The sequence below is a fragment of the Marinobacter sp. MDS2 genome (assembly GCF_030718085.1).
Taxonomy (GTDB): domain Bacteria; phylum Pseudomonadota; class Gammaproteobacteria; order Pseudomonadales; family Oleiphilaceae; genus Marinobacter.
Genome location: NZ_JAVAJF010000001.1, coordinates 1,444,404 through 1,465,190, shown reverse-complemented (window position 1 = coordinate 1,465,190; position 20,787 = coordinate 1,444,404). Strand labels below are relative to the sequence as shown.

Annotated in this window: 20 protein-coding genes; 9 read left to right on the top strand and 11 right to left on the bottom strand. The window is 55.5% G+C overall.

Annotation, left to right across the window (positions count from 1 at the left end; genetic code table 11):
• Positions 1-9 precede the first annotated feature (9 nt).
• A complete protein-coding gene (locus Q9245_RS06970) occupies positions 10-525 on the top strand; it encodes a DnaJ domain-containing protein (protein WP_305896449.1) in 516 nt (171 codons plus the stop codon).
• A 1-nt stretch (position 526) separates the two neighbouring features.
• Here Q9245_RS06970 and Q9245_RS06965 read toward each other — a convergent pair whose 3' ends face one another.
• On the bottom strand, positions 527-1,330 hold the full coding sequence (locus Q9245_RS06965) for a secretin N-terminal domain-containing protein (protein ID WP_305896448.1): 804 nt from the start codon (positions 1,328-1,330) through the stop codon (positions 527-529).
• 368 nt (positions 1,331-1,698) lie between these two features.
• Between Q9245_RS06965 and Q9245_RS06960 the strand changes: the two genes are divergently transcribed.
• Positions 1,699-2,751, top strand: coding sequence for a 3-deoxy-7-phosphoheptulonate synthase (locus Q9245_RS06960; protein WP_305896447.1), 1,053 nt, complete (start codon positions 1,699-1,701; stop codon positions 2,749-2,751).
• Here the strand turns inward: Q9245_RS06960 and Q9245_RS06955 are convergent.
• Positions 2,696-3,367: a LysE family translocator gene (locus Q9245_RS06955; protein ID WP_305896446.1), complete on the bottom strand. Its 672-nt coding sequence runs from the start codon at positions 3,365-3,367 to the stop codon at positions 2,696-2,698. The two genes, Q9245_RS06960 and Q9245_RS06955, sit on opposite strands and share 56 nt — an antisense overlap.
• A gap of 136 nt (positions 3,368-3,503) precedes the next feature.
• Between Q9245_RS06955 and Q9245_RS06950 the strand changes: the two genes are divergently transcribed.
• On the top strand, positions 3,504-4,943 hold the full coding sequence (locus Q9245_RS06950) for a dihydrolipoyl dehydrogenase (protein ID WP_305896445.1): 1,440 nt from the start codon (positions 3,504-3,506) through the stop codon (positions 4,941-4,943).
• Positions 4,944-4,957: 14 nt separating this feature from the next.
• Here Q9245_RS06950 and Q9245_RS06945 read toward each other — a convergent pair whose 3' ends face one another.
• A complete protein-coding gene (locus Q9245_RS06945) occupies positions 4,958-5,233 on the bottom strand; it encodes a DUF2061 domain-containing protein (RefSeq protein ID WP_305896444.1) in 276 nt (91 codons plus the stop codon).
• Positions 5,234-5,457: 224 nt separating this feature from the next.
• Here Q9245_RS06945 and Q9245_RS06940 point away from each other — a divergent pair, with 224 nt between their 5' ends.
• The 4 genes from Q9245_RS06940 (at position 5,458) to Q9245_RS06925 (ending at position 9,560) form a co-directional block, all read left to right on the top strand.
• Positions 5,458-5,931: a Dps family protein gene (locus Q9245_RS06940; RefSeq protein ID WP_305896443.1), complete on the top strand. Its 474-nt coding sequence runs from the start codon at positions 5,458-5,460 to the stop codon at positions 5,929-5,931.
• Between the two features lie 156 nt (positions 5,932-6,087).
• On the top strand, positions 6,088-7,758 hold the full coding sequence (locus tag Q9245_RS06935; protein WP_305896442.1) for a choice-of-anchor I family protein: 1,671 nt from the start codon (positions 6,088-6,090) through the stop codon (positions 7,756-7,758).
• A 183-nt stretch (positions 7,759-7,941) separates the two neighbouring features.
• Positions 7,942-8,586, top strand: coding sequence for a DUF2057 domain-containing protein (locus tag Q9245_RS06930; RefSeq protein ID WP_305896441.1), 645 nt, complete (start codon positions 7,942-7,944; stop codon positions 8,584-8,586).
• A 35-nt stretch (positions 8,587-8,621) separates the two neighbouring features.
• Positions 8,622-9,560, top strand: a complete 939-nt coding sequence (locus Q9245_RS06925) for a porin (RefSeq protein WP_305896440.1) — start codon at positions 8,622-8,624, stop codon at positions 9,558-9,560.
• Between the two features lie 91 nt (positions 9,561-9,651).
• On the opposite strand, the gene Q9245_RS06920 is transcribed toward Q9245_RS06925, so the two are convergent.
• From Q9245_RS06920 to Q9245_RS06895, 6 genes are all read right to left on the bottom strand, one after another.
• Positions 9,652-10,776 carry an NAD(P)/FAD-dependent oxidoreductase gene (locus tag Q9245_RS06920; RefSeq protein ID WP_305896439.1) on the bottom strand — a complete coding sequence of 375 codons (1,125 nt, stop codon included), beginning with the start codon at positions 10,774-10,776 and terminating at the stop codon, positions 9,652-9,654.
• Complete coding sequence (locus Q9245_RS06915) at positions 10,776-12,086, bottom strand: cyclopropane-fatty-acyl-phospholipid synthase family protein (RefSeq protein WP_305896438.1); 1,311 nt, start codon at positions 12,084-12,086, stop codon at positions 10,776-10,778. The genes Q9245_RS06920 and Q9245_RS06915 overlap by 1 nt, the downstream gene beginning before the upstream one ends.
• 157 nt (positions 12,087-12,243) lie before the next feature.
• The gene (locus tag Q9245_RS06910; protein WP_305896437.1) at positions 12,244-13,539 is read right to left on the bottom strand and encodes a TRAP transporter large permease subunit; all 1,296 of its coding nucleotides are present in this window, start codon (positions 13,537-13,539) and stop codon (positions 12,244-12,246) included.
• Positions 13,536-14,081, bottom strand: coding sequence for a TRAP transporter small permease subunit (locus Q9245_RS06905; RefSeq protein WP_305896436.1), 546 nt, complete (start codon positions 14,079-14,081; stop codon positions 13,536-13,538). The genes Q9245_RS06910 and Q9245_RS06905 overlap by 4 nt, the downstream gene beginning before the upstream one ends.
• A 106-nt stretch (positions 14,082-14,187) precedes the next feature.
• Positions 14,188-15,264: a TRAP transporter substrate-binding protein gene (locus tag Q9245_RS06900; RefSeq protein ID WP_305896435.1), complete on the bottom strand. Its 1,077-nt coding sequence runs from the start codon at positions 15,262-15,264 to the stop codon at positions 14,188-14,190.
• Between the two features lie 175 nt (positions 15,265-15,439).
• Complete coding sequence (locus Q9245_RS06895; RefSeq protein WP_305896434.1) at positions 15,440-16,582, bottom strand: acyltransferase; 1,143 nt, start codon at positions 16,580-16,582, stop codon at positions 15,440-15,442.
• A gap of 73 nt (positions 16,583-16,655) precedes the next feature.
• On the opposite strand from Q9245_RS06895, the gene Q9245_RS06890 reads away from it, so the two are divergent.
• Positions 16,656-17,723, top strand: coding sequence for a beta-N-acetylglucosaminidase domain-containing protein (locus Q9245_RS06890; protein WP_305896433.1), 1,068 nt, complete (start codon positions 16,656-16,658; stop codon positions 17,721-17,723).
• 2 nt (positions 17,724-17,725) lie between these two features.
• Here Q9245_RS06890 and Q9245_RS06885 read toward each other — a convergent pair whose 3' ends face one another.
• Together Q9245_RS06885 and Q9245_RS06880 are read right to left on the bottom strand one after the other, a co-directional pair.
• Positions 17,726-18,739, bottom strand: coding sequence for a ChaN family lipoprotein (locus tag Q9245_RS06885; RefSeq protein ID WP_305896432.1), 1,014 nt, complete (start codon positions 18,737-18,739; stop codon positions 17,726-17,728).
• An 18-nt stretch (positions 18,740-18,757) separates the two neighbouring features.
• Positions 18,758-18,946 carry a CopG family transcriptional regulator gene (locus Q9245_RS06880; protein ID WP_114334651.1) on the bottom strand — a complete coding sequence of 63 codons (189 nt, stop codon included), beginning with the start codon at positions 18,944-18,946 and terminating at the stop codon, positions 18,758-18,760.
• A gap of 97 nt (positions 18,947-19,043) precedes the next feature.
• Here Q9245_RS06880 and dauA point away from each other — a divergent pair, with 97 nt between their 5' ends.
• A complete protein-coding gene (gene dauA / locus Q9245_RS06875; RefSeq protein WP_305896431.1) occupies positions 19,044-20,786 on the top strand; it encodes a C4-dicarboxylic acid transporter DauA in 1,743 nt (580 codons plus the stop codon).
• Position 20,787: the final 1 nt, after the last annotated feature.

Genomic DNA, 20,787 nt, shown 5'->3' with positions numbered 1-20,787 from the left:
TATTGAATTATGCAGCTGGTACTTGGCCTGGCTCTGGCCATCGCAGTATTCGTTGTGCTTAAAAAGTGGGGTGCTTTGTCTCCTCAGGGGCAGAAGGCCGCCATCTGGAAAATTGTGTTGGTGGCTGGCGGCGCGATGCTGTTGTTTATGGTACTGACCGGGCGAGTGCACGTTCTGACAGCGGCGGTGGCCGCGCTGGTCCCTTTGTTGCGTAAGCTGCCCGCGCTGCTCCGATATGCGCCTTTGTTCCGTAAAATGATGGGGGATTCGTCTGGGCGGCGGAGCGATGGCGCTTCGGGCCAGAATGGTTCGTCGTCCGGGCAAAGTGCTTCGGCCGGGGGCACGATGTCCGAACAAGAAGCCTGCGACATACTGGGTGTGCAGCCGGGATGCTCACGGGATGAGGTTGTTGCTGCTCACCGGAAGCTGATGCAGAAACTGCATCCGGATCGCGGTGGTAACGATTATCTGGCCGCCAAACTGAACGAGGCCCGCGATCTGTTGATCGGCAAACGTGGCGTGTGAATCAGGGTAGAACGTCCACTTTCACGTCAATTGACAGGTTGTTGTCTTGCTTGCCGTTAACCCGGTACAGAATGCCGTCCTGTTGCCGGGTTTCCTGAGTTCGGGTGCCGCCGAGTGATACCCATTGCCCGGGTTGAACGCGCCGTATGGTCATCAGTGCTTCGGTTTCATAGCCTTCCAGAGCGGCCGGGTCTTCCTCGAAAGAAACAATATTCAACTCGATGGCTTGATCCGATATAGCTTGTGGGCTCACCACGAAGCCGCTGCGAGTCTCCACCTTTTCAAGAATCACTGCCGGATTTCGGCCACTCTGAACGGCGAATGGCAAGCTGCGAACGTTGCCCGAGGTGATGTGTGCGGATTGGCCGTCCTGAACAACCAGTTGGCGTACTGTGTTTGAGTTTGTGCTGTAGGTGCGGCTTTGCACGCTGGCATTGGCTGTGTTGTTGCTAATGCTGACGCCGGCTCCGGTTTGTTTGCCTCCGATGTCTTGCCGGTTGCGCACGCTGATGCGCATTTGAACCGGTGGCACGTCCAGGGTGTTGACCAGTGTGCCGATTTCATCGAGTAACGCCGGTTCGCCCCGAACCACCAACTGCAGGCCCCTAGCTGTGACGGTAACGGGGGCTTGTTGGTAGAGCGCCCGGATCTGCTGCGAGACGTCTTCAGCGGTGCGGTTTTGGAGTTGGTAAATGCGGGCTTCGGGTTCCGCCTTAACACTGGAGGCAAACACTGACAAGGCCAACAGGAGGGCGGTGCCGAGTGCTGACAAGCGGGCAAGCCGGTTCAATTTTACGATATTCATGCAAAGCTCCACTATCCATTGTTTCGACAGCTGCCGACCAAATAATCAGAATTGCCGGTTGCCAACCCTAAAACCGTGGGTATATAGTAAAAAGCATGAAGACACTACACGCAGCCTGTCAATTGAATGTTCTGAAAGCTTTCGGTGAAAACCTGAAGGCCGCAGGTTCTGCTGTGTATTTTTGGTGGTGTGGTTATGGCTTTTATTTTAGCCAGAGCTCGGGCCGCCCATAAGATCTTCATCGACCGAATTTAGCGAGGAAGGCAGCCCGGCAAGCAACCCAGGCTGCCACCGGACTCAAAAAGCCCCGACTGGTAGCCCAGCCGGGGCTTTTTTGATTCTGACTTAGGGAAAACGGGAACACGGATATGAACATGCCTCTGAAAACTGAAACGTTGGACACGGTATCGTCGACCACTTGCCAGCCTCGCCACGAAGCGAAGCTGCCGACCTCCAATGAGCTGCGCCAACAGTTTCCTGCCGGTGAGCCACTGACCCGGGCCATCGCCGGCTACCGAGAGCAGATTCGCAACGTGCTGAACGGCCAAGACCCGCGCACGCTGATCGTTATCGGGCCTTGCTCGATTCACGATGAACAAGCCGCGCTGGATTACGGCACCAAGCTGAAAGCATTGTCGGATGAGGTCAGTGACCGGTTCCTGATTGTGATGCGTGCCTACCTTGAAAAACCTCGGACAACGGTGGGCTGGAAAGGCCTGTTGTACGACCCTGCCCGAACCGGTGAAGGGGATTTGAATCAGGGCCTGGTGCGTTCCCGCAAGTTGCTGTTGGCTCTGTCCGAGCTGGGTTTGCCGCTGGCTACTGAAGCATTGAGCCCGTTCATGATGGATTACCTCGGAGATTTGGTAAGCTGGACAGCCATTGGTGCCCGCACCACGGAATCGCAGATTCACCGCGAACTGGTCAGCGGTTTGCCGATGCCTACCGGTTTCAAAAACGGCACCGACGGTGGCGTTGATGTGGCCATCAATGCCATGAAATCGGCGGCGCATTCCCATCATCACATGGGCATTTCCCGTTCGGGAGCGCCAGCGATGATTACCACCTCTGGAAACCCCGATACCCATCTGGTGCTGCGTGGTGGCCGGGGCGTGACGAATTACGACGAGGCGAGTATTGCTCGGGCGGTGAAGCAATTGCAGAGCGCCGGGGTGTCAGCGTCGGTGATGGTGGATTGCAGTCACGATAACGCCTGCAAACAGGCGGAACGGCAAGTCGAGATTGCTCAAGAAGTGATGGCTCAGAAGCGCAACGGCAATACCCACATCAAAGGCCTGATGCTGGAAAGCTTCCTGGCCTTCGGCCGCCAGGACGACGGCGAAGACCTGGTTTACGGCTGCTCTATTACTGACCCGTGCCTGGGCTGGGAGCAGACAGAGGCTCTGATCCGCTCACTGTAGAGAACAAAAGCTGCCCGGCCAGCAGCACCAGAACGCCGCCCATGACCCTGTCGAGCCAGTGTCCGAACCGGTTGAAGCCCCGGCGGACACGGGGGTGGGTGAAGAACAGCGCGACCAGGGTAAACCACAAGCCGGTGGCCACCGCCATGTAAAAGCCGTAGCCGGCCTGAAGCAGCACCGGCGTCTCTGGGTTGATGACCACCGAGAACAATGACACGAAAAACAGTGTCGCTTTCGGGTTAAGCACATTGGTCAGAAAACCGAGGCGAAACGCAGCCCAGCCTGACTGCACCTTTCCATTCTTCGTTTCTACGTGAATGCCACCGGGCTTGGCCCGTAGACAATGCCAGGCAATCCACAACAAATACAGAGCACCAATGACCTTTAGTACGGTAAACAGCATCACCGATTGCTGGATGATCAGCCCGATGCCCAGTAGCGAATAGCCTACGTGCAACAAAATCCCCAGCCCGATACCTACAGCGCTGAGCAGCGCATTTCGGCGCGTCTGGGTGATCGCCTGGCGCAGCATCACCGCGAAATCCGGCCCGGGGCTGGCGACGGCCAACAGGTGAATTAACGCCACGGTAAGAAATTCCAGCCAGTAGTTCTGCACCTGTTGTCCCCATCTTAGTGAAAGCCGAAAGCATAGGCGGATTTTTTAGCGTTTTCACCTGTCATGAGTCAATAAGCTTCTATACTCGAAGCGTAAGTTGTCGAAAAATCAGCGAAATGTTGTGTGAGGAGGCCTGATGGAAAAGCGTGAAGTCGATGTGGCCATTATCGGTGCTGGCACCGCAGGTATGGTGGCTTACCAACGGGCACGAAAGAAAACGGACAAGGTGGTGCTGATTGAAGGCAAGCAATATGGCACCACCTGTGCGCGCGTGGGCTGCATGCCCAGCAAGTTGCTGATTGCCGCTGCCGAAAGTGCTCACAACGTCGGGCGGGCTGGCCAGTTCGGGGTGCAGGTGGGTGATATCCATATCGATGGTCGGCAAGTGATGGAGCGGGTGCGCACAGAGCGTGACCGGTTTGTGCAGTCGGTGGTCCGGTCCATGGAGAGTCAACCGGACGCGCAGCGTTTGATGGGGCACGCCCGCTTCGTGGGCCCGCACCGGCTGGTGGTGGGTGAGCACACCGAGGTCATCGCAGATCGCATCGTAATCGCGACGGGCTCTCGGCCGAATGTTCCCAAGATGTTTAACGATGCGAAAGATCGCTTGGTGGTAAACGACGACATCTTCAGCTGGGACGATTTGCCGGAATCGGTTGCGGTGTTTGGTCCCGGCATCATTGGGTTGGAGTTAGGTCAGGCATTGAGCCGGCTGGGCGTTCGTATGCGAATGTTTGGTGTTCGTGGTGGAATTGGCGGCATTCGCGATGAAAAGATTCGCGACTATGCGTTGAAAACTTTCGGTGATGAATTTCCTTTAAGCGCGCAAGCTGAGACCAAACGCATCGAGCGCACCGAGCAGGGTGTGCAGATTACGTGGGTAGAAGACGGGCAAGAGCATAAGGAGTCGTTTGAGTATCTGTTGGCGGCGACCGGGCGCCGGCCGAATATCGACAATCTTGATATCCAGAATGCCGGTATCGATCTGGATGACCGTGGCATGCCAGACGTAGACCCCAACACCATGCGCTGCGGTGATAGCCATATTTTTCTGGTCGGCGATGTCAACAACGAGCGCCCGCTACTGCATGAAGCCGCGGACGAAGGCCGCATTGCCGGAGACAACGCCGGTAGCTGGCCGGATGTGCGCGTGGTTACGCGAAAAGCGGCGATGGGAGTGGTGTTTTCCGATCCGCAGATTGCTTCAGTCGGCCTGAGTATTCAGGACGTCGATAAAAAGTGTCAGGGTTGTTTTGCGGTCGGAGAGGTCAGTTTTGAAGATCAGGGCCGCAGTAAAGTCATCGGCAAGAACAGGGGGTTGTTGCGGCTTTACGGCGAACATGGAACCGGTTTGTTTCTTGGTGCCGAGATGCTTGGCCCTGCGGCGGAACACATCGCGCATTTATTGGCATGGTGCGCTCAAAAGCGGATGAGCGTCAGTGAGATGCTGGCCATGCCGTTTTATCACCCGGTTATTGAAGAAGGCCTGCGAACGGCATTGAAAGACCTTCACTACAATCTGGAGGAAGGGCCGCAAGCGGTCGATGAGTGCATGGACTGTGGCCCGGGCAGTTAGCCCGAGCCACGGGTTCATGCGGGTTGGGGTACGGGCTGAGCGCCGTCTTCCGTTCTGGCGGTTGAATTTTGGGTATGGCGTGCCCAAATCTTCTCATGGAAGAAGTAAGCAACCGTGTTGATCGCCGGTTCTACCATGGCAATCAGTCCGCCGATCAACAAGTCGCCAGTCAGCATATAAGCGACCGAGAAAGCGACGGTAAAGTGAGTGACCGCAAAAGTGATGGTTTTCAGCAGCGATTGGTCAACGTGTTGACCATGATTGTGAACATAGTGTTTCAGCGCGCTCATGACTGTCTCCGCGAGGATGATGTTGATAGAGTCATTACGCAGCAAATGAGAAGCTTTCGCAAATAGAGTGTTTTAGTGAATGTGATAGTGTGTTTCTATGGGTTTTGCTTTTGAGGTATAAGTAAACGCTATCGATGCGATTGGAGAACTAAACTTCAATACGGAAACCAATGGGCTTATTGTTTGATCTATCCCAAGCCCAAAATAAAACCAGGAGGTTCATCATGGGTAAGAATTTTATCGGTCTTGATACGGAACAAACTCAGAAGCTGGCGGACTCGTTGAACGGGCTTCTGGCGAACTACCAGATTTTTTACATGAACGTTCGCGGTTACCACTGGAACATCAAGGGCGAGAATTTCTTCGAGCTGCACGCGAAGTTCGAAGAATTGTACGATGATCTGCTACTCAAGATTGACGAGATTGCCGAACGTGTTCTGACTCTGGGCCATGTACCCGCCCACGCCTACAGCACCTACATCGAGCGGTCGGAAGTGGTCGAGCGAAAGAACGTTTCTGACGGCAAAGAAGCAGTCACCAATATTGTCGACAGCTTCAGCAAGCTGATCAGCAAACAGCGCGAGATCCTGAGTCTTGCCGGCGAAGCCGACGACGAAGGTACGTCGGCACTGATGAGCGATTACATTTCAGAGCAGGAAAAGACGGTCTGGATGTACCGAAGCTACCTGGGCCACTGAACCTGGCGAAGCGATGACATCTGAAATGGCGGCTCTTGGAGTCGCCATTTTTTTATCCGAGTCTTCAACCTGTCTTATTTGTGCCCCTTTTCTGTCATCTGTTTGCCATAGGGTGAGGCGTCATTTACACAACGTCGATGCCAAGCAGAGGTAAACATGATTATTCAACGTACTCTCCTGACTTCCGCCATTCTTGTAGCTGCGGGCAGCCTTGCTGCTTGTGCGGTAGACACTGATTCTCGGTTTAACACGGCAGTGCCCGGGCTGATTGAGTTGAGCGTGCTGGGTAGCTATGTACCAAAAGGGGATGTGTTCGATGAAAGCGCCGCGGAAATCATAGCGCACGATCCCTCTGGCCAGCGGTTGTTTGTCGTTAACGCTCAGGCCGCCACGGTGGATGTTCTGGATATCCGCAACCCGGCCGAGCCCGCGCTGCTCGATACCATTGACGCCAGCCGGGAAGGGGCAACGGCCAACAGTGTCGCGGTCTATGGGGATCTTGTGGCGGTAGCCATTGAAGCGAAAGTGAAGCAGGCGAAAGGCAAGGTCGTGTTCTACAACGCATCCGACCTGTCTAAAGTGGGAGAAGTGACGGTGGGTGCGCTGCCAGACATGGTGATCTTTACCCGCGATGGGCAAAAAGTCCTGGTGGCTAACGAGGGCGAGCCGAGCGACGACTACACCACGGATCCGGAAGGCTCCGTGAGCGTGATCGACCTTTCTAGCGGTGTTGCAAACGCTACGGTAAAAACCGCGGACTTCCGTGCCTACAACGGTCGTGAGCAGGAACTGCGTGAGTCCGGTATTCGTGTTTTCGGTCCGGGAGCTTCAGCCGCTCAGGATTTCGAACCAGAGTACATTGCGGTGTCCCAAGACAATACCCGAGCCTGGGTGGCCCTGCAGGAGAACAACGCGGTGGCTGTTCTGGATATTGAGGCCGCCCGGATTGTCGATGTATTGCCGCTGGGCTTCAAAGATCATCGCCTGCTTGGTAATGAGATGGATGCCAGTAACAAGGATGGCGGAATCAATCTGCAGAACTGGCCCGTTAAAGGTATGTATCAGCCAGATGCGATCGCCAGCTATGGCTACAACGGCAAGACCTATTACGTGACTGCCAACGAGGGTGACTCGCGGGATTACGACGGTTTCAGTGAAGAGTTCCGGGTGAAGGACCTGCAGCTGGGCGAGGCGTTCGGTAACGAGGCGCAGCGTAAGGAGCTGCAGGATAAGGCCAATCTGGGCCGTTTGAAAGTGACGTCTACTATGGGCGTGACCAACGGCTGTGAACCTGCCAACAGTGCCACCGATGTCGAGAAAGACTGTGTGTTTGGTGAATTGTACAGCTACGGTGCTCGTTCGTTTTCCATCTGGAACGAGCAGGGGCAGCGAGTGTTTGATTCCGGCAACGACTTCGAACGCATCACGGCTAACCTGATTCCTGAAGGCTTCAATGCAACCAACGATGAGAGCGGTGTGGATGACCGTTCTGATGATAAGGGGCCGGAACCTGAGGCCGTGGCCGTGGGCGAGATTCAGGGTCAAAATTATGCGTTTATCGGATTGGAGCGAGTGGGAGGCATTATGGTCTACAACGTGACCAACCCTCAGAGTCCGCAATTCGTGCAGTACCTGAATAACCGGGATTTCTCTGTTAGCACAGCTGACGTTGAAGCTGGCAAGGCCGGGGATTTGGGGCCTGAGGGCATGGCGTTCATTCGGGCAGAAGACAGTCCGATCAGCCAGCCGATCCTGGCGGTGGGTAACGAGGTAAGTGGTACCACCACGCTCTACCGAATTAATGTGGCCGGAGCATCAACAAACTGATATTTAAGCCTTAATTGGCTAATAGAACCGCGCCTTCGGGTGCGGTTTTATTTTTTCCGGATACCGAGTAATAAAATCGGCCTGCCCATATCGCGTTGTAATAGCGCTGTCATACCCCCCCTCCATAGTGTCATTCCAGTTGATTCAACACCGTTACCGGTGACCACTAATTGGATTCAAAGCGTGACGAGATTTACCCGCATTGCCTGTTTGACGATTGCTCTGCTGCCACTGCCGGCTCTCGCTGAGGTGCAGCTGACGCTGGGCGCTTGTGTGAATGTGCAGGCGGTGCAGGGCAGCGAACAGACCGCCTCCTCAGGCCAGCGCCTCACGTTGGCTGATGGCACACAACAGCTGGTGGTGGAGTGCACCACCGAAGTCGGCCGGGAGGAAATTCGGGAAACCAGCGATGCCTTTGTTATCCGTTTCAGCGCTGAGGATGCCGAGCTGAAGCTGAGTGCTCCGGCAATCAATACCCGCAATGAAATGGAGAGCTTCAATCAGCAGGGCAATTGGCAGCTGATTGATGGGCGTGGCCGAGCAGTGGCGGCCACTGCCGACGTGCTCGAGAAAGAGGGGTTTCAGCTGGTGCGGGACTATCCGCAAGAGCTGGGAGCCTATAACCGTTCCGGCGCTGTTGCGGCCGTCGCTGTGCAAGCGCAGAACGCCGGAGCGGAGCTGCAAATGAACCCGGAAGGGTTGCTGCTGGATCCGCAAGCCAATGTGGATCAGGAAATGGTCAGCAGGATGCTGCGCTACTGGTATTTGAAAGCTGACGAACAAACTCGAGAAGAGTGGGACAGCTGGGTCGATTCCAGCAACCGATAAACACCAAACCAAAAATGAACGTGGAGTTGTAAATAATGAAAAAGCTTCTTCTGGCTGTTGCTGTGTCTACTGTTGCTGCTGGTTCTGTAAATGCTGCGACGGTTTATGAGAAAGATGGTTTTACTTACAAGCTGAACGGTGATTTCCAGGTTCAGTTGCGCAAGAAAATTGGTGACGACACCAATGAGTACGTAGATTTTGATGACCTGGAGCTGAAGAACTACGTGAGCTACGACTTGGGCAACGATATGAAAGCCTTCGGTCGCCTGGATTTTGATTTCAAAGACCACGCCAACGGCAAAGATGTCGATGAGCCGATTGAAGAAGCCTACGTGGGTATCCAGTACGGCGTTACATCGCTATCCATGGGTAAGCAAAACTTTGCGTCTGACGAGTTCGGCATTGAAGAAGCTTATGAATCACCGCTCGATGAAGATCAGTTTGACGCCGTAAAAACGGATGGTGATGATACTTTCCGCGTTGATGTAGAACTGGACAACGTTTACCTGGTTGCTTCCTACGAACTGGAGGCCGAAGACAAAGGCGGCATCACCGGCGAGTTCTTTGATTTGTTTGCCTCTACGGAAATTGCCGGCCTGGAACTGGCTGCTGCCTACCAGCGTAATACCCCCATTGGCATGGATGACAAAGACACCTGGGGTCTGAGCGCCGGTTACGAGTTTGGTTTGTTTGGTCTGGCCGCTGACTACAGTGTTACTGATGACAGCAACACGGATCTGGAGACAACGTTGTACAACATTGCAGCGACCATTGACGTGACCAGCACCACCGCTGTCGCGCTGGGCATGCAGAATCAGGAAGAAGACAACAGTGACGACGTGACGGCCTGGTACGCGAACGTGACCTACAAGTTCCCGACGGCCAAGAACGTCAGCGTGTTTGCTGAAATTGCCGACACCGATGAAGATGACATGGATATGGGCTTTTTGGCCGGTATGCGCGTGAAGTTCTAAGCAGTACCTCCAAATCGCTAACCGTGGTTACGCCAACGGTTGGCGCGAGGAAAAACAAAGGCCGGGCACCATTGCCCGGCCTTTGTGCGTTCTAGCTGGCAAGATCCAGCGGTGGAATCTCTTGATGCAGGAACCACTTTTCAGTCACGACTTTCTGAGTGAACCACTGTGACCGCATTAAGGTGCTGGCAATGGGTTGTTTGAGCCAGTCGGGCACTTCGAACCCGCGCTCCTGTTCGCTGGCCCGGTGGCCAAACCGTTTAGAAATTTGCTCAGCATAGCGCTGCAGTGACGAAGCGGAATAATCCGGTGTGCTCAGAATCACTTTGGCGGCAATTAATGCGGACTCAATGGCGGGTCGAATGCCTTCACCGCTTTGGGTGTAGGCCAATCCGGCGGCATCACCAATTAACAGCACCCCGTCATCAACCAGTGGCCGTTGGGCATGCCCGTACAGGAGATAGGCGTGCCCCTTGAAACGGCCGGGCAGATCGTTGGGAATCCGACCGGACTGTTTCATACCTTGTACAAAGGCTTCCAGATGCTCCGTCAGTTGATGGTTGTCTTCACGCCCTAATCCGATATTAAGAAAGTTACCTTTGCGGAACACCCAAGCGTAGCCTTTTAAATCGCGACAGAACCAGAGTTCCGGCGTGTCGCCACGTGCTGCGCATGCTTGGGCTTGTGCAGCGGTCATTTCAAATTCCACTTCCTTGGCGGCTACGACGGTTTCATGTTTCCCCGGGCCTGAGCCGATCTGTTTGGCCACTGGGCAAAAATGCCCGCCAGCGCCGATCAGGAGGGGGGCCTGCCACTGCTCGTTTACCTGCCACAGGTCGTTCTCCCGGGTGATGGATTTCACCGGAGTATCCAGTTGCTTGCGGGATTGAACCCGGTCGAGCAGATAGGCATCAAACTCGCAGCGCCGGATGCCGTAGCTGACCACGCCGCCGTGGCAGTTTTCCACCGGGCTCTGGCCCATCATGCCGATTCGGAATCGACTGATGGATTGCAGTGTTCGATGACGACGGTAATCGTTGATATCAATATTGAGGCTTTCGAGAACCGCCGGTGTTACCCAGCCAGCGCAGGTTTTGTCTCTGGGAAACGACGCTTTATCAATGATCAAAACGTTCCTGCCGGCCTCTTCCAGTGCATGGGTTAGGGTGGCGCCAGCCGGGCCGGCGCCCACGACGATGGCATCGAAGGTATCCATTATGAGTGCTCCGGTGTGGTCGGTGTGGCGTACAAATCCTGACGGGTTCGCGGCACCTGATTGTTATCGCCATGGCTGAAAACAACCTGAAACAGCTGTAACGAGCCGGTTCGAAAGGCAGCGATCGAGCCTGCCAGATAGAATCGCCAGGCCCGGGTGAAGCTTTCATCGTACATCGCGGTCACGGTGTCCTCTAGCCGGGTGAAGTTTTCCAGCCAGTGGCTCAGGGTCTGGGCATAATGCAAACGCAGGTTTTCCACATCCAGTACCGAGAAATCATTGTGCTCGCAGATCTGCATGAACTCGGCAATGCTGGGCGGGTAGGCGCCGGGGAAAATGCGTTTTTCGATCCAGGCGTTCATCAGCATTGGCCGGTTGCGCCCGATGCTGTGCAATAGGGCAATGCCGTTGGGCTTGAGGCTGCGTTTAATTAAATCGGATAGAGCGGGGTAGTTGTCTTTGCCCACGTGTTCCAGCATCCCCACCGACACAAACGCGTCGTACTCGCCCTGAATGTTGCGGTAGTCGTCTTCGATGTACTGGATCTGATCGTCAAGCCCTTGCCGTCGAGTTTCCGCTTTGGCGTAGTCGAGTTGTTCCCGGGAGATGTTGTAGGAGCGAACAGTCACGCCATAGTTGCGTGCCATATAGCGGGCCAGGCCGCCCCAGCCACAGCCGGCTTCCACCACGGTCATGCCCGGTTTCAGTCGCAGTTTTCGGCATACGTGTTCCAGCTTGGCCAGCTGGGCTTGTTCCAGTGTGTTGTTCGGGTGTTCGTAATAGGCGCAGGTGTACTGCATTTCAGCCTTGTCCAGCCACAGTTTGTAGAAGTCGTTGCCGAGGTCGTAATGGTGGTGGATGTTTTCTTTGGCTTGCGACAGGCCGGAAGCACGTGGATTCGGGTTCTTCCAAAGGTTATCCAGCCATTTCGGCCACTGTTTTCGAGCGGCGTGAACCGAGCGGTACACGGTTTCCAGAAATTCGGAGAGATCACCGTCAATGTCGAGACGGGATGAGCTGTACAGGTCGCCCATAGCGAGGTTTGGGTCGGTAACCAGCGTATAGAGCGCTTTGGAATCGTTCAACGTCAAGGTGAAGCGCCCAGCTTGACCCTCTGGTTCAATCCGGTCACCGTTCCATAATTGGAAGCAAATGGGGGGCGAACCGGCCAGGCGAATGAATTTTTCGAGCAGCCAGCGTTCGTAGCTGTGGGGTTCCCGATCAGGATGATGGGCCTCCCGAGGAATGCTCAGAAGGTGCGGAGCGTCCTTGCCAGTATGCACTGCCTTGCGGGCGTTACTGCTAGACATAATTCAGGCTCCCGTTGGTTGTAATACCAGGCGGTCCCGAAAGCCGAACTGAGAGTCGCACTCTCTGGATTGTATATAAATTGACCAGATTTGAGCAAGCAGAGGAAAGAAAGGAGGCCCGGCCGGAAGCAATCCGGCCTGGCTTTCAGGAGGGGAGCTAGTAGGTAGAGCTCATCCCGAACCATTCCGGGAAGATGACGATCATCGCCAACACCAGAATCTGGATGAGAATGAACGGAATGATCCCCTTGTAGATGTCGGTTGTTTTCACCTCCGCAGGCGCCACACCTTTTAGGTAAAACAATGAGAATCCGAAGGGGGGGGTCAGGAAGCTGGTTTGCAGGTTCATGGCAATCAGGATGGCAAACCAGAGCATGTTGATGCCCATGGCTTCCGCTACTGGCGCCAAAATCGGCACGATGATGAACGAAATTTCCACGAAGTCGATGAAGAAACCCAGTACCAGAATCACCACCATCGCTAGAATGATGAAGCCCCACTGTTCGCCTGGCAGCATCATCAGCCATTCTTCCAGCAGGTAATCGCCGCCGGTATAGCTGAACACCATGGAGAAGGCGGTCGCACCGATGAGAATGGCAAAGACCATGGCCGTGACTTTCACGGTGTCTTTGGACGCGTCCCACACCATTTTAAAGCTGAACTGGCGGTAGATGATGGCCAGAACGACTGCACCCACACCGCCCAATGCTGATGATTCGGTCGGGGTAGCAATGCCCGTGAAGATGGAGCCGAGGACGACCACAATCAGCGCCAAGGGCGGAATGATGGCCAGCAGTGCGTTGCGAATTTCCTTGCTGCGGCTGATGCTGTCGTCGGGCGGCATGGCCGGAGCGGTCTGCGGCTTCAATCGGGTCAGGAACAGGATGTACACAATGTACAGGCCAATCAGCACCATGCCGGGCCCGACGGCGGCTTTGAACAAATCGCCAACCGGTAAGCCCAGTACGTCACCCAGAATAATCAGGATGATCGACGGGGGCACAATCTGGCCCAAGGTTCCGGAGGCGCAGATAGTGCCTGTGGCCAGACGCTTGTCGTAATTGTGTGCCAGCATCACAGGCAGGGAAATCAAACCCATGGCCACCACACTGGCGCCAACCACGCCGGTAGAAGCGGCTAACAGCGCGCCCACCAGAATGGTGGAAATGGCCAGACCACCCGGCAAACCGCCGAACAGCCGGCCCATCGAGGTCAGCAATTGCTCAGCCAACTTGGTGCGTTGCAGAATCACGCCCATGAAGATGAACAGCGGCACGGCCATCAGTACAGTGTTTTGCATCACGCTCATGATGCGATACGGCATGAAGGCGAACAGGTCCATGCCTTCTGCGAAGATGCCAAAAAACAGCGCCACACCACCGAAGGTAAAGGCGACGGGGAAACCGAGCATCAGCATGAACAGGGCCACGAGGAACATAATCATACCGATCATGCCAAACCTCCTGCACTGTGCTCGTTCTCGTAGGATTTTTCACCGGCCAGTACGCGGATGGCGTAGGTGATCATGTTCAACCCGGCGGTGCCAATAAAGAAAGCGCTGACCGGGATGACCGATTTGATGATCCAGCGATGGGGCAAACCGCCCGGATCGCCACTGCCCTCGCCCATTTCGTAGGCATCAATAGCAAAGCTGTAGCCATACACGCCGATCAGATACGCGAATGGGATGACAAAGATCAGAGCGCCGATGAGGTTGATCCAGGCTTTGGTCTTTTGCTGCCAGTTGGTGTAGAACACATCCACTCGAACGTGGCCGTCTGTGCGCAGGGCGTAGGGGATGCCCATCAGGAAGACCACCGAATACAGGTGCCATTCCATCTCCTGCATGCCAATCGACACATCGTTGAACACGTAGCGGGTAACCACGTCGTAGAACACGTTGGCAGCCATCAGGATCATGGCCAGGCAGGCGATCCAGCCGCAAAGTTTCGAGAGCCAGGCCAGGCCCTCATCCAGTCTGATAATCCAGCGCATTAAACCTCTTCCTCCGCTGAGCGGATGTTTTGTGTGGCTTTTTAATGAAAAAAGCCGGCATCACTTTCAAGAGCGATCCCGGCTCTGGTTCAGTATGGCCTAGAGTCTACTGAACTTCTCCCATGGTGTTGAGGTAGGCACGCTCAGAAATTTCGGTATAGGCGCGACTTTGCTTCTGGTAGCTCAGCTGAGAGTCGATGATCTTTTTGGCCATCGGGCTCTCTTCAGCGGTTTCTTTCAGCAGCTTTTTATTGGCATCGTACATGGCCTGGAAAATGTCAGCCGGGAACTGCTTGATCTGCACGTTGGGGTATTCTTGCTTGATGTTCGCCCAGGCTTCCGCGTTGGCGTGCTGAGAGTGCACCAGCATGTCGTAGGATGCGGTGCGCATGGCTACGCGCATGATTTCTTGCAGATCGGCCGGAAGTTTGTTCCACACGCGTTTGTTGATCAGGAACTGCAGCTCGGTCGCAGGCTCGTGCCAGCCGGTGTAGTAGTAATCCGCGATTTGCTGAAAGCCAAGGCGCAAATCCAGTGCCGGGCCCACCCACTCAACGGCGTCGATGGTGTTGCGCTCAAGTGCGGTGTACAGCTCGCCCGGAGCGATGTTGGTGGGGTTGACACCCACTTCGGCGAAGACTTCGCCGGCAAAGCCCGGAATCCGCATCTTCAGGCCTTTCAGGTCGTCCAGCGATTTGATTTCTTCACGGAACCAGCCGCCCATTTGGATGCCGGTGTTGCCGCCCGGGAACGACAGCATGTTGTGAGGCTCATACACTTCCTGCATCAGCTCCATGCCACCACCGTGGTAGAACCAGGCGTATTGTTCCATGGCGTTCATGCCGAACGGCATGCTGGTGAAGAACAGGGTTTCGGGTACCTTACCCTTCCAATAATAAGAGGCGGAGTGGCCCATGTCGTACTGGCCCGCCTTCACCATGTCGAATACGCCCAGCGGGGCTTTGTGTTTGTTGGCCGAGTCAATGCGGATGCGCAGACGCCCATCGGACATTTTCTCAACCGTTTCGGCAAAACGCTTGGTGGTGTCGCCAAAGATGGGGAAGTTGGGGCCCCAGGTTTCGGCAAGTTTCAGAGTGAACTTTTCCTGAGCCAAAGCCTGTGAAGCAGAAAACGTGGTGGCCACGGCGAGCACGGTCGCCGATATAAAGGAGCGGATGTTCATGGTCATTCCAGCCTGTTGTTTTGTTTTAATTGTGTGTCGGGGAGCTGGGCTGTTGTGCCAGCGGGTACTGCTGAACAGTTTAGTTCAGGTTTGCATACTTGGCGGAGGATGTGCAGCAAAAAATAGGCGATTTACGACATATGTCTAGGTGCTTGGCGAGGTGTAAAAAATGCGCTCAGGCACCTTCTCCGGGGATGGCAGCGGTGGCTTTGGCGCGGTATTTCCGCCACTGACGAAAGGCGCTCAAGGCGGGTTTCTCAACGCCATAGTGCAGGGCGGACGCCAAAGCCACTACCCCGCAAAGGGCCAATGCAACACCCACTGGGCCGGGTAGCCCCCACGTGTAGAATAGGGCGATCAGCCCATAGCCGATGTTCTGATGAATCAGGTAGAGCGTGTAAGAAATGCTGCCCAACCAAAGCAGCCCGGGCCGGGACAGTACATTCAGACGACCGCTTGCGGCCAGAATGAAAACGCTGTAGCAGGCCAGAACAAACAGATTGTAGGGGGCTTTGTAGGCGATCAGGCAGTGACCGATGGTCAGAGCCAACAAGATAATATCAGCGGTGGGTGGTTTGCCGTATTTATGCCAGCGAAAGAGCAGCATGCCGCTGATGAACAAAGGTGCATAACGCACGAACAACAGATCTTTCACCACAAAATCCAGCGAATCCGGAATCGCCTTCCACCAAAGCACGCCTATGTAGCTGGCCGCAGCCCACAACCAGAGTGCCGGGCGCAGCCGTTGCCAGCTCTTCAGCCCGTAAAAGAGTAGGGCAATCCAGAGATAAAAGTTGGCTTCAATCACCAGACTCCAATAAGCACCATCAACATGCGGGTGCTCCAGATACTCGTGCAGCAGTGTCATGTTCAATAGTGCTGACGCGGGTTCAACGGCGCGGTCTTCAGGCCCAAGCCAATACACGGAAAGAAAGGTCAGCGCGATGCCCGCCCACAAAGCGGGTAACAGCCGGAATGCTCGGGCAAGGCCGAACCAGCCGGCGGTTGGGGTGCGCTCCAGAGTCATAAAAATGACGAAACCGCTGAGCATGAAAAACAGATGCACGCCATAGCGCCCGAACTCGAGAAAGGATGGGCTGTCAAAACTGTGGCCATACAGCTCGTTGTAGTAGGGCAGGTAATGGAACAGAACAACGCCAAGCGCGGCGATACCGCGAAGTGCATCCAAGGCTGTCAGGCGACTTTGGTTGTTTTGCATAGCGTTGATGCGTTCCAATGACGATGTCGGTCCATCATAGCCGGCTTGTGGCCGGGGCAGGTATACGATTCGGTTGCCCCGAGCTGACCATCTGTTCATGGTTGCCGGGTCTGAGCGTGTTTCAGAACGGGTGTAAGATGACTGAAAGCCAGTGTTAGGGAGCAAGCAAGGTATGACAGTTGAACTCGGTGTGATTGAGGGGTTTTATGGCCCCATGTGGAGCTGGGCCGAGCGGCGCAAGTTGCTAAAAACGCTGGCAAAGCATGGTTATGGCTTTTACCTGTACGCGCCCAAGGCGGACCCCTATTTGCGGAGGCGTTGGCAGGAGCCGCATCCGGCGGCAGAGTTTGCAGCATTGGCAGACTTTGCCGAACTGTGCGAACACGAGGGGGTTCGGTTTGGCGTCGGGTTGAGCCCGTTCGAGATCTTTAACCGGTTCGACGAGAGCGCGCGCCACGCGCTGGCTGCGAAACTGAAAGCGCTGGATCGAATCGGCGTGCAGGAGCTGGCTATTCTGTTTGACGATATGCGTTCGGAAACGCCGTCGCTGGCCAGCACTCAGGCTGAAATTATGCGCTGGGTGAAAGCCCACAGCGCCGCCGCCATGTTCAGTATCTGCCCGACTTATTATTCCGATGACCCGGTGTTGGACAGGGTATTTGGAGAGCGGCCGTCAGATTACCTGGAAACGCTGGGCGCCGAGCTCGATAAGGACGTGCGGGTTTTCTGGACCGGTGAGGAAGTTTGCTCCCGGGAAATCTCTCCGGGGCATTTGAAGCACGTGGGCGATCGGCTGGGGCGAAAGCCGGTGCTTTGGGACAACTACCCGGTGAACGACGGCGACCGAATGTCCCGTCACCTGCACCTGAGAGCCTTCACCGGCCGACCGGCCGCGAACGCTGCGCACCTGGCAGGCCATGCCATCAATCCGGCCTTGCAGCCCACGTTGACGGCGATACCCGCGCTGACGTTGCTGGAATCCTACCGACAGGGCCCGGACTATCAATACGGGCAAGCGTTTCACCATGCTGCCAGGGAGCTGTTGGGGGAGGCCTTGGCCAATCAGATTCAGCGGGATTTGTTGAGCCTTCAGGATGCCGGGTTGTGGCGTTTGAGCCACGAGCGCAAGCAGGCCCTGGCGCATACCTATGATGCTTTCGACCACCCGGCTGCCAGCGAAATTATGCGCTGGCTCTCCGGTGACTATCTGGTGACCGACGAGATGGTGCAAACCCAGTGAGACTACTCCACATCGCAATCGGTGTTTGAGCGGCCTTTGAATCGTTCTTTCATGGCTTTCTGTCGCCGGTCGTGATCTCTGAATTCCGGTGGCAATGGCTGGATCAGGTACAAAAAGTCACCTTTGCCCCAGTGTTCTGCCAGAGGTGGGGAAGCTTGATCCGCAGCCCAGAACACCGGGCTCAGGACTGCCACAGACAGTGCCGGTGCGCGTTTTTGCAGGAGAGCGACGGTGCCGAGCTTCTCCTCGCTGTGAAAAGTGCCGGTCACGTGCAGTATCTGATGCTCCGGATTGTTGTTCCTCGCCTGCAAAATACGGCTGGCCATGGTGTTATCGCGTAATAGTTGGGCCTTGTAGATGTTGGCCATTCGCTCTGAGATTGCCGGATCGTTCGAGCCGTGGCTGCCGGAAATGGCGCCAATAAACTTTTCCCGGTAAGCCGGTGTATCCAGAAAGGGTTGCGCGGGTAATCGTTGCCGTTGATCTTCTGGTAACTCATTGATGTAGTCTGGCCCGACCCGGCCAACACAGCGGACCGTCTGAGCGGGCGCATTGGCGGCGATCACTGGAAGCTTGTGGTTGCGCGCGTATTCAACCATGGGTCTGTATGAGCCGCGATAATGGTTCCAGGCATTGGCGTCTTTGATCATCTCCGCTTCACCGGTATGGCCAGCGAGGTAGTCATCTAGATCGTCCTGATGGTCCAGGTTGAAATGCTCCATGCTCAGGATGATGTGTGGGTTAAGAGCGTGCAGGAGGTGCAGCACTCGGGTCTGAAGAAGGTGAGAGGCTTGGTGCCCGTGATACTCGCCAATAACCACGACGTCGGCCTTGGACAGTGTTTTTACGGTTTCTTCAAGCGAGACCGGCTGGCGTGAGTTTGTGTCTATAACGAGGCTTTCGTAAAGCGTTGCCGGTGCAGACCAGCTCGAACTGGAGTGAGGCTGAGTCAATGCGCAGCCCGACCCGATGAGCACGCCCACCGTGATCAACAGAGCAAGTGAGAGCTTTATCACAGACCCAGGGCGCCTTGTTTAGTCGAGGTTTTTGTTACGCTGTTCACGCCAGTCTTCCCCCAGTTTTTGCTCTACGTACTCGCGGATGAATTGCCGGACCTTCTGAGAGGGGGTGACATCATCCTGTTTGCAGAGTTCCTCGAACACGGCTTTTTTATCCGGATCGATCAGCAGGGTCAGGCGGGCGGTGCGGTTTTCTTTTGTCATGACTTGGAAATGCCTTATATGTTAATCAGGTTAACATTGAATGTTATCGGGGTGAGCATATAATTGTGAGCTTGTCTTCGCAACCGGGGGTTCGCTCATGCCGCATCGCGCTCATCTTTTTTCCTTGAGGTTTGCCCACGCTCTTCGCGAAGCCTGCATTGATGAGCGGTACACCCGAGCCCGGTTTTTGAAGGATTTGATGGCGGGCGTTACCGTCGGCATCATCGCCATCCCTTTAGCCATGGCGTTGGCCATTGCCAGTGGCGTGGCGCCCCAATACGGTTTGTATACCGCGTTCATTGCCGGTTTTATTATCGCGTTGTTGGGCGGTAGCCGGTTCAGTATCTCTGGCCCCACCGCTGCCTTTGTCGTCATTTTATACCCCATTGCCCAGAGCTATGGGTTAGGCGGCTTGCTGCTCGCCACGCTGATGTCAGGAATGTTGCTGGTGTTGATGGCCCTGATGCGCTTAGGGCGTTTTATCGAGTATATCCCCGAGTCGGTGACGCTGGGGTTTACCGGCGGCATTGCAGTGGTGATTGCGACCTTACAGGTCAAAGACTTCTTCGGGTTGTCGGTTGAAAGTATGCCCGAGCATTATTGGGACAAGCTGGCGGTGCTGGCTCAGCAGATGCCGGCGATGGATGGCACGAGCACGCTGGTGGCGGGAACAACCTTGGCGGTTATGCTGCTGTGGCCAAGGTTGAAAACACCGGTGCCTCCGCACCTTCCAGCGGTGGTGATTGGTAGCCTGTTGGCACTTTGGTTCAACTCGAACGGTGCGGCGATCGAAACCATCGGTTCCCGCTTCAGCTACCTGTTGCCAGACGGCAGCACAGGCGCGGGTATTCCCCCGTTCTTGCCTGAATTCACCTGGCCATGGCAGCAGTTGAATGCACAAGGCGAGCCGGTGGGTTTGTCTTGGGCAATGCTCCAGGAGTTGTTACCGGCAGCGTTTGCCATTGCCATGTTGGGCGCGATTGAATCCCTTTTGTGTGCGGTAGTGCTGGATGGCATGACTGGCAAGCGTCACAGCGCGAACAGCGAGTTGATGGGGCAGGGCATTGGCAACATTGTGGTGCCGTTCTTTGGTGGTATTACGGCTACCGCCGCTATTGCCCGTTCTGCCGCCAACTATCGGGCTGGCGCGGAGTCGCCGGTGGCGGCACTCATTCATGCGCTGGTGGTTTTGTTGGCGCTGGTGTCTCTGGCTGGCGTACTTGCCTATCTGCCTATGCCAGCCATGGCGGCTTTGCTGATCATGGTGGCCTGGAACATGAGTGAGGCCCCTAAAGCTGTTCACCTTCTGAAAACCGCGCCGCGCATGGATGTGCTGGTCTTTTTGACCTGTTTCAGCCTGACGGTTGTGCTGGACATGGTGATTGCCATAACCGCCGGAGTACTGCTGGCTGCGGTGTTATTCATGCAGGAAATGGCGCAGATGACCAAGGTCACCGACATTTCCGGCAGTAAGCGGGTAAAGCCGTTCGGCTTATCGGAAGACTGGCAGGTGTTCAAAATCAATGGCCCGCTGTTCTTTGCCGCAGCCGATCGGATATTTGGAGAGTTGGCAGGCCTGTCCCGGCAAGCGCGGGGCATTGTGCTGTATATGGATGGCGTGACCGTTCTCGATGCCGGCGGCTTGTCGGCGCTGAATAAACTGATTGCGAGTTGTCGCGAAGCCCATACTCAGGTGTTGATTGCGGATCTGCAGTTTCAGCCACTGCGTACTTTGGCTCGCGCCGGTGTGCAGCCGGAGCCGGGGGTTAGCCATTTCTACCCGACATTGGCAGCGGCTTTGGAGGCAGCCTCTTCTGGCTCTCCGGAGAATCTACGTTAAA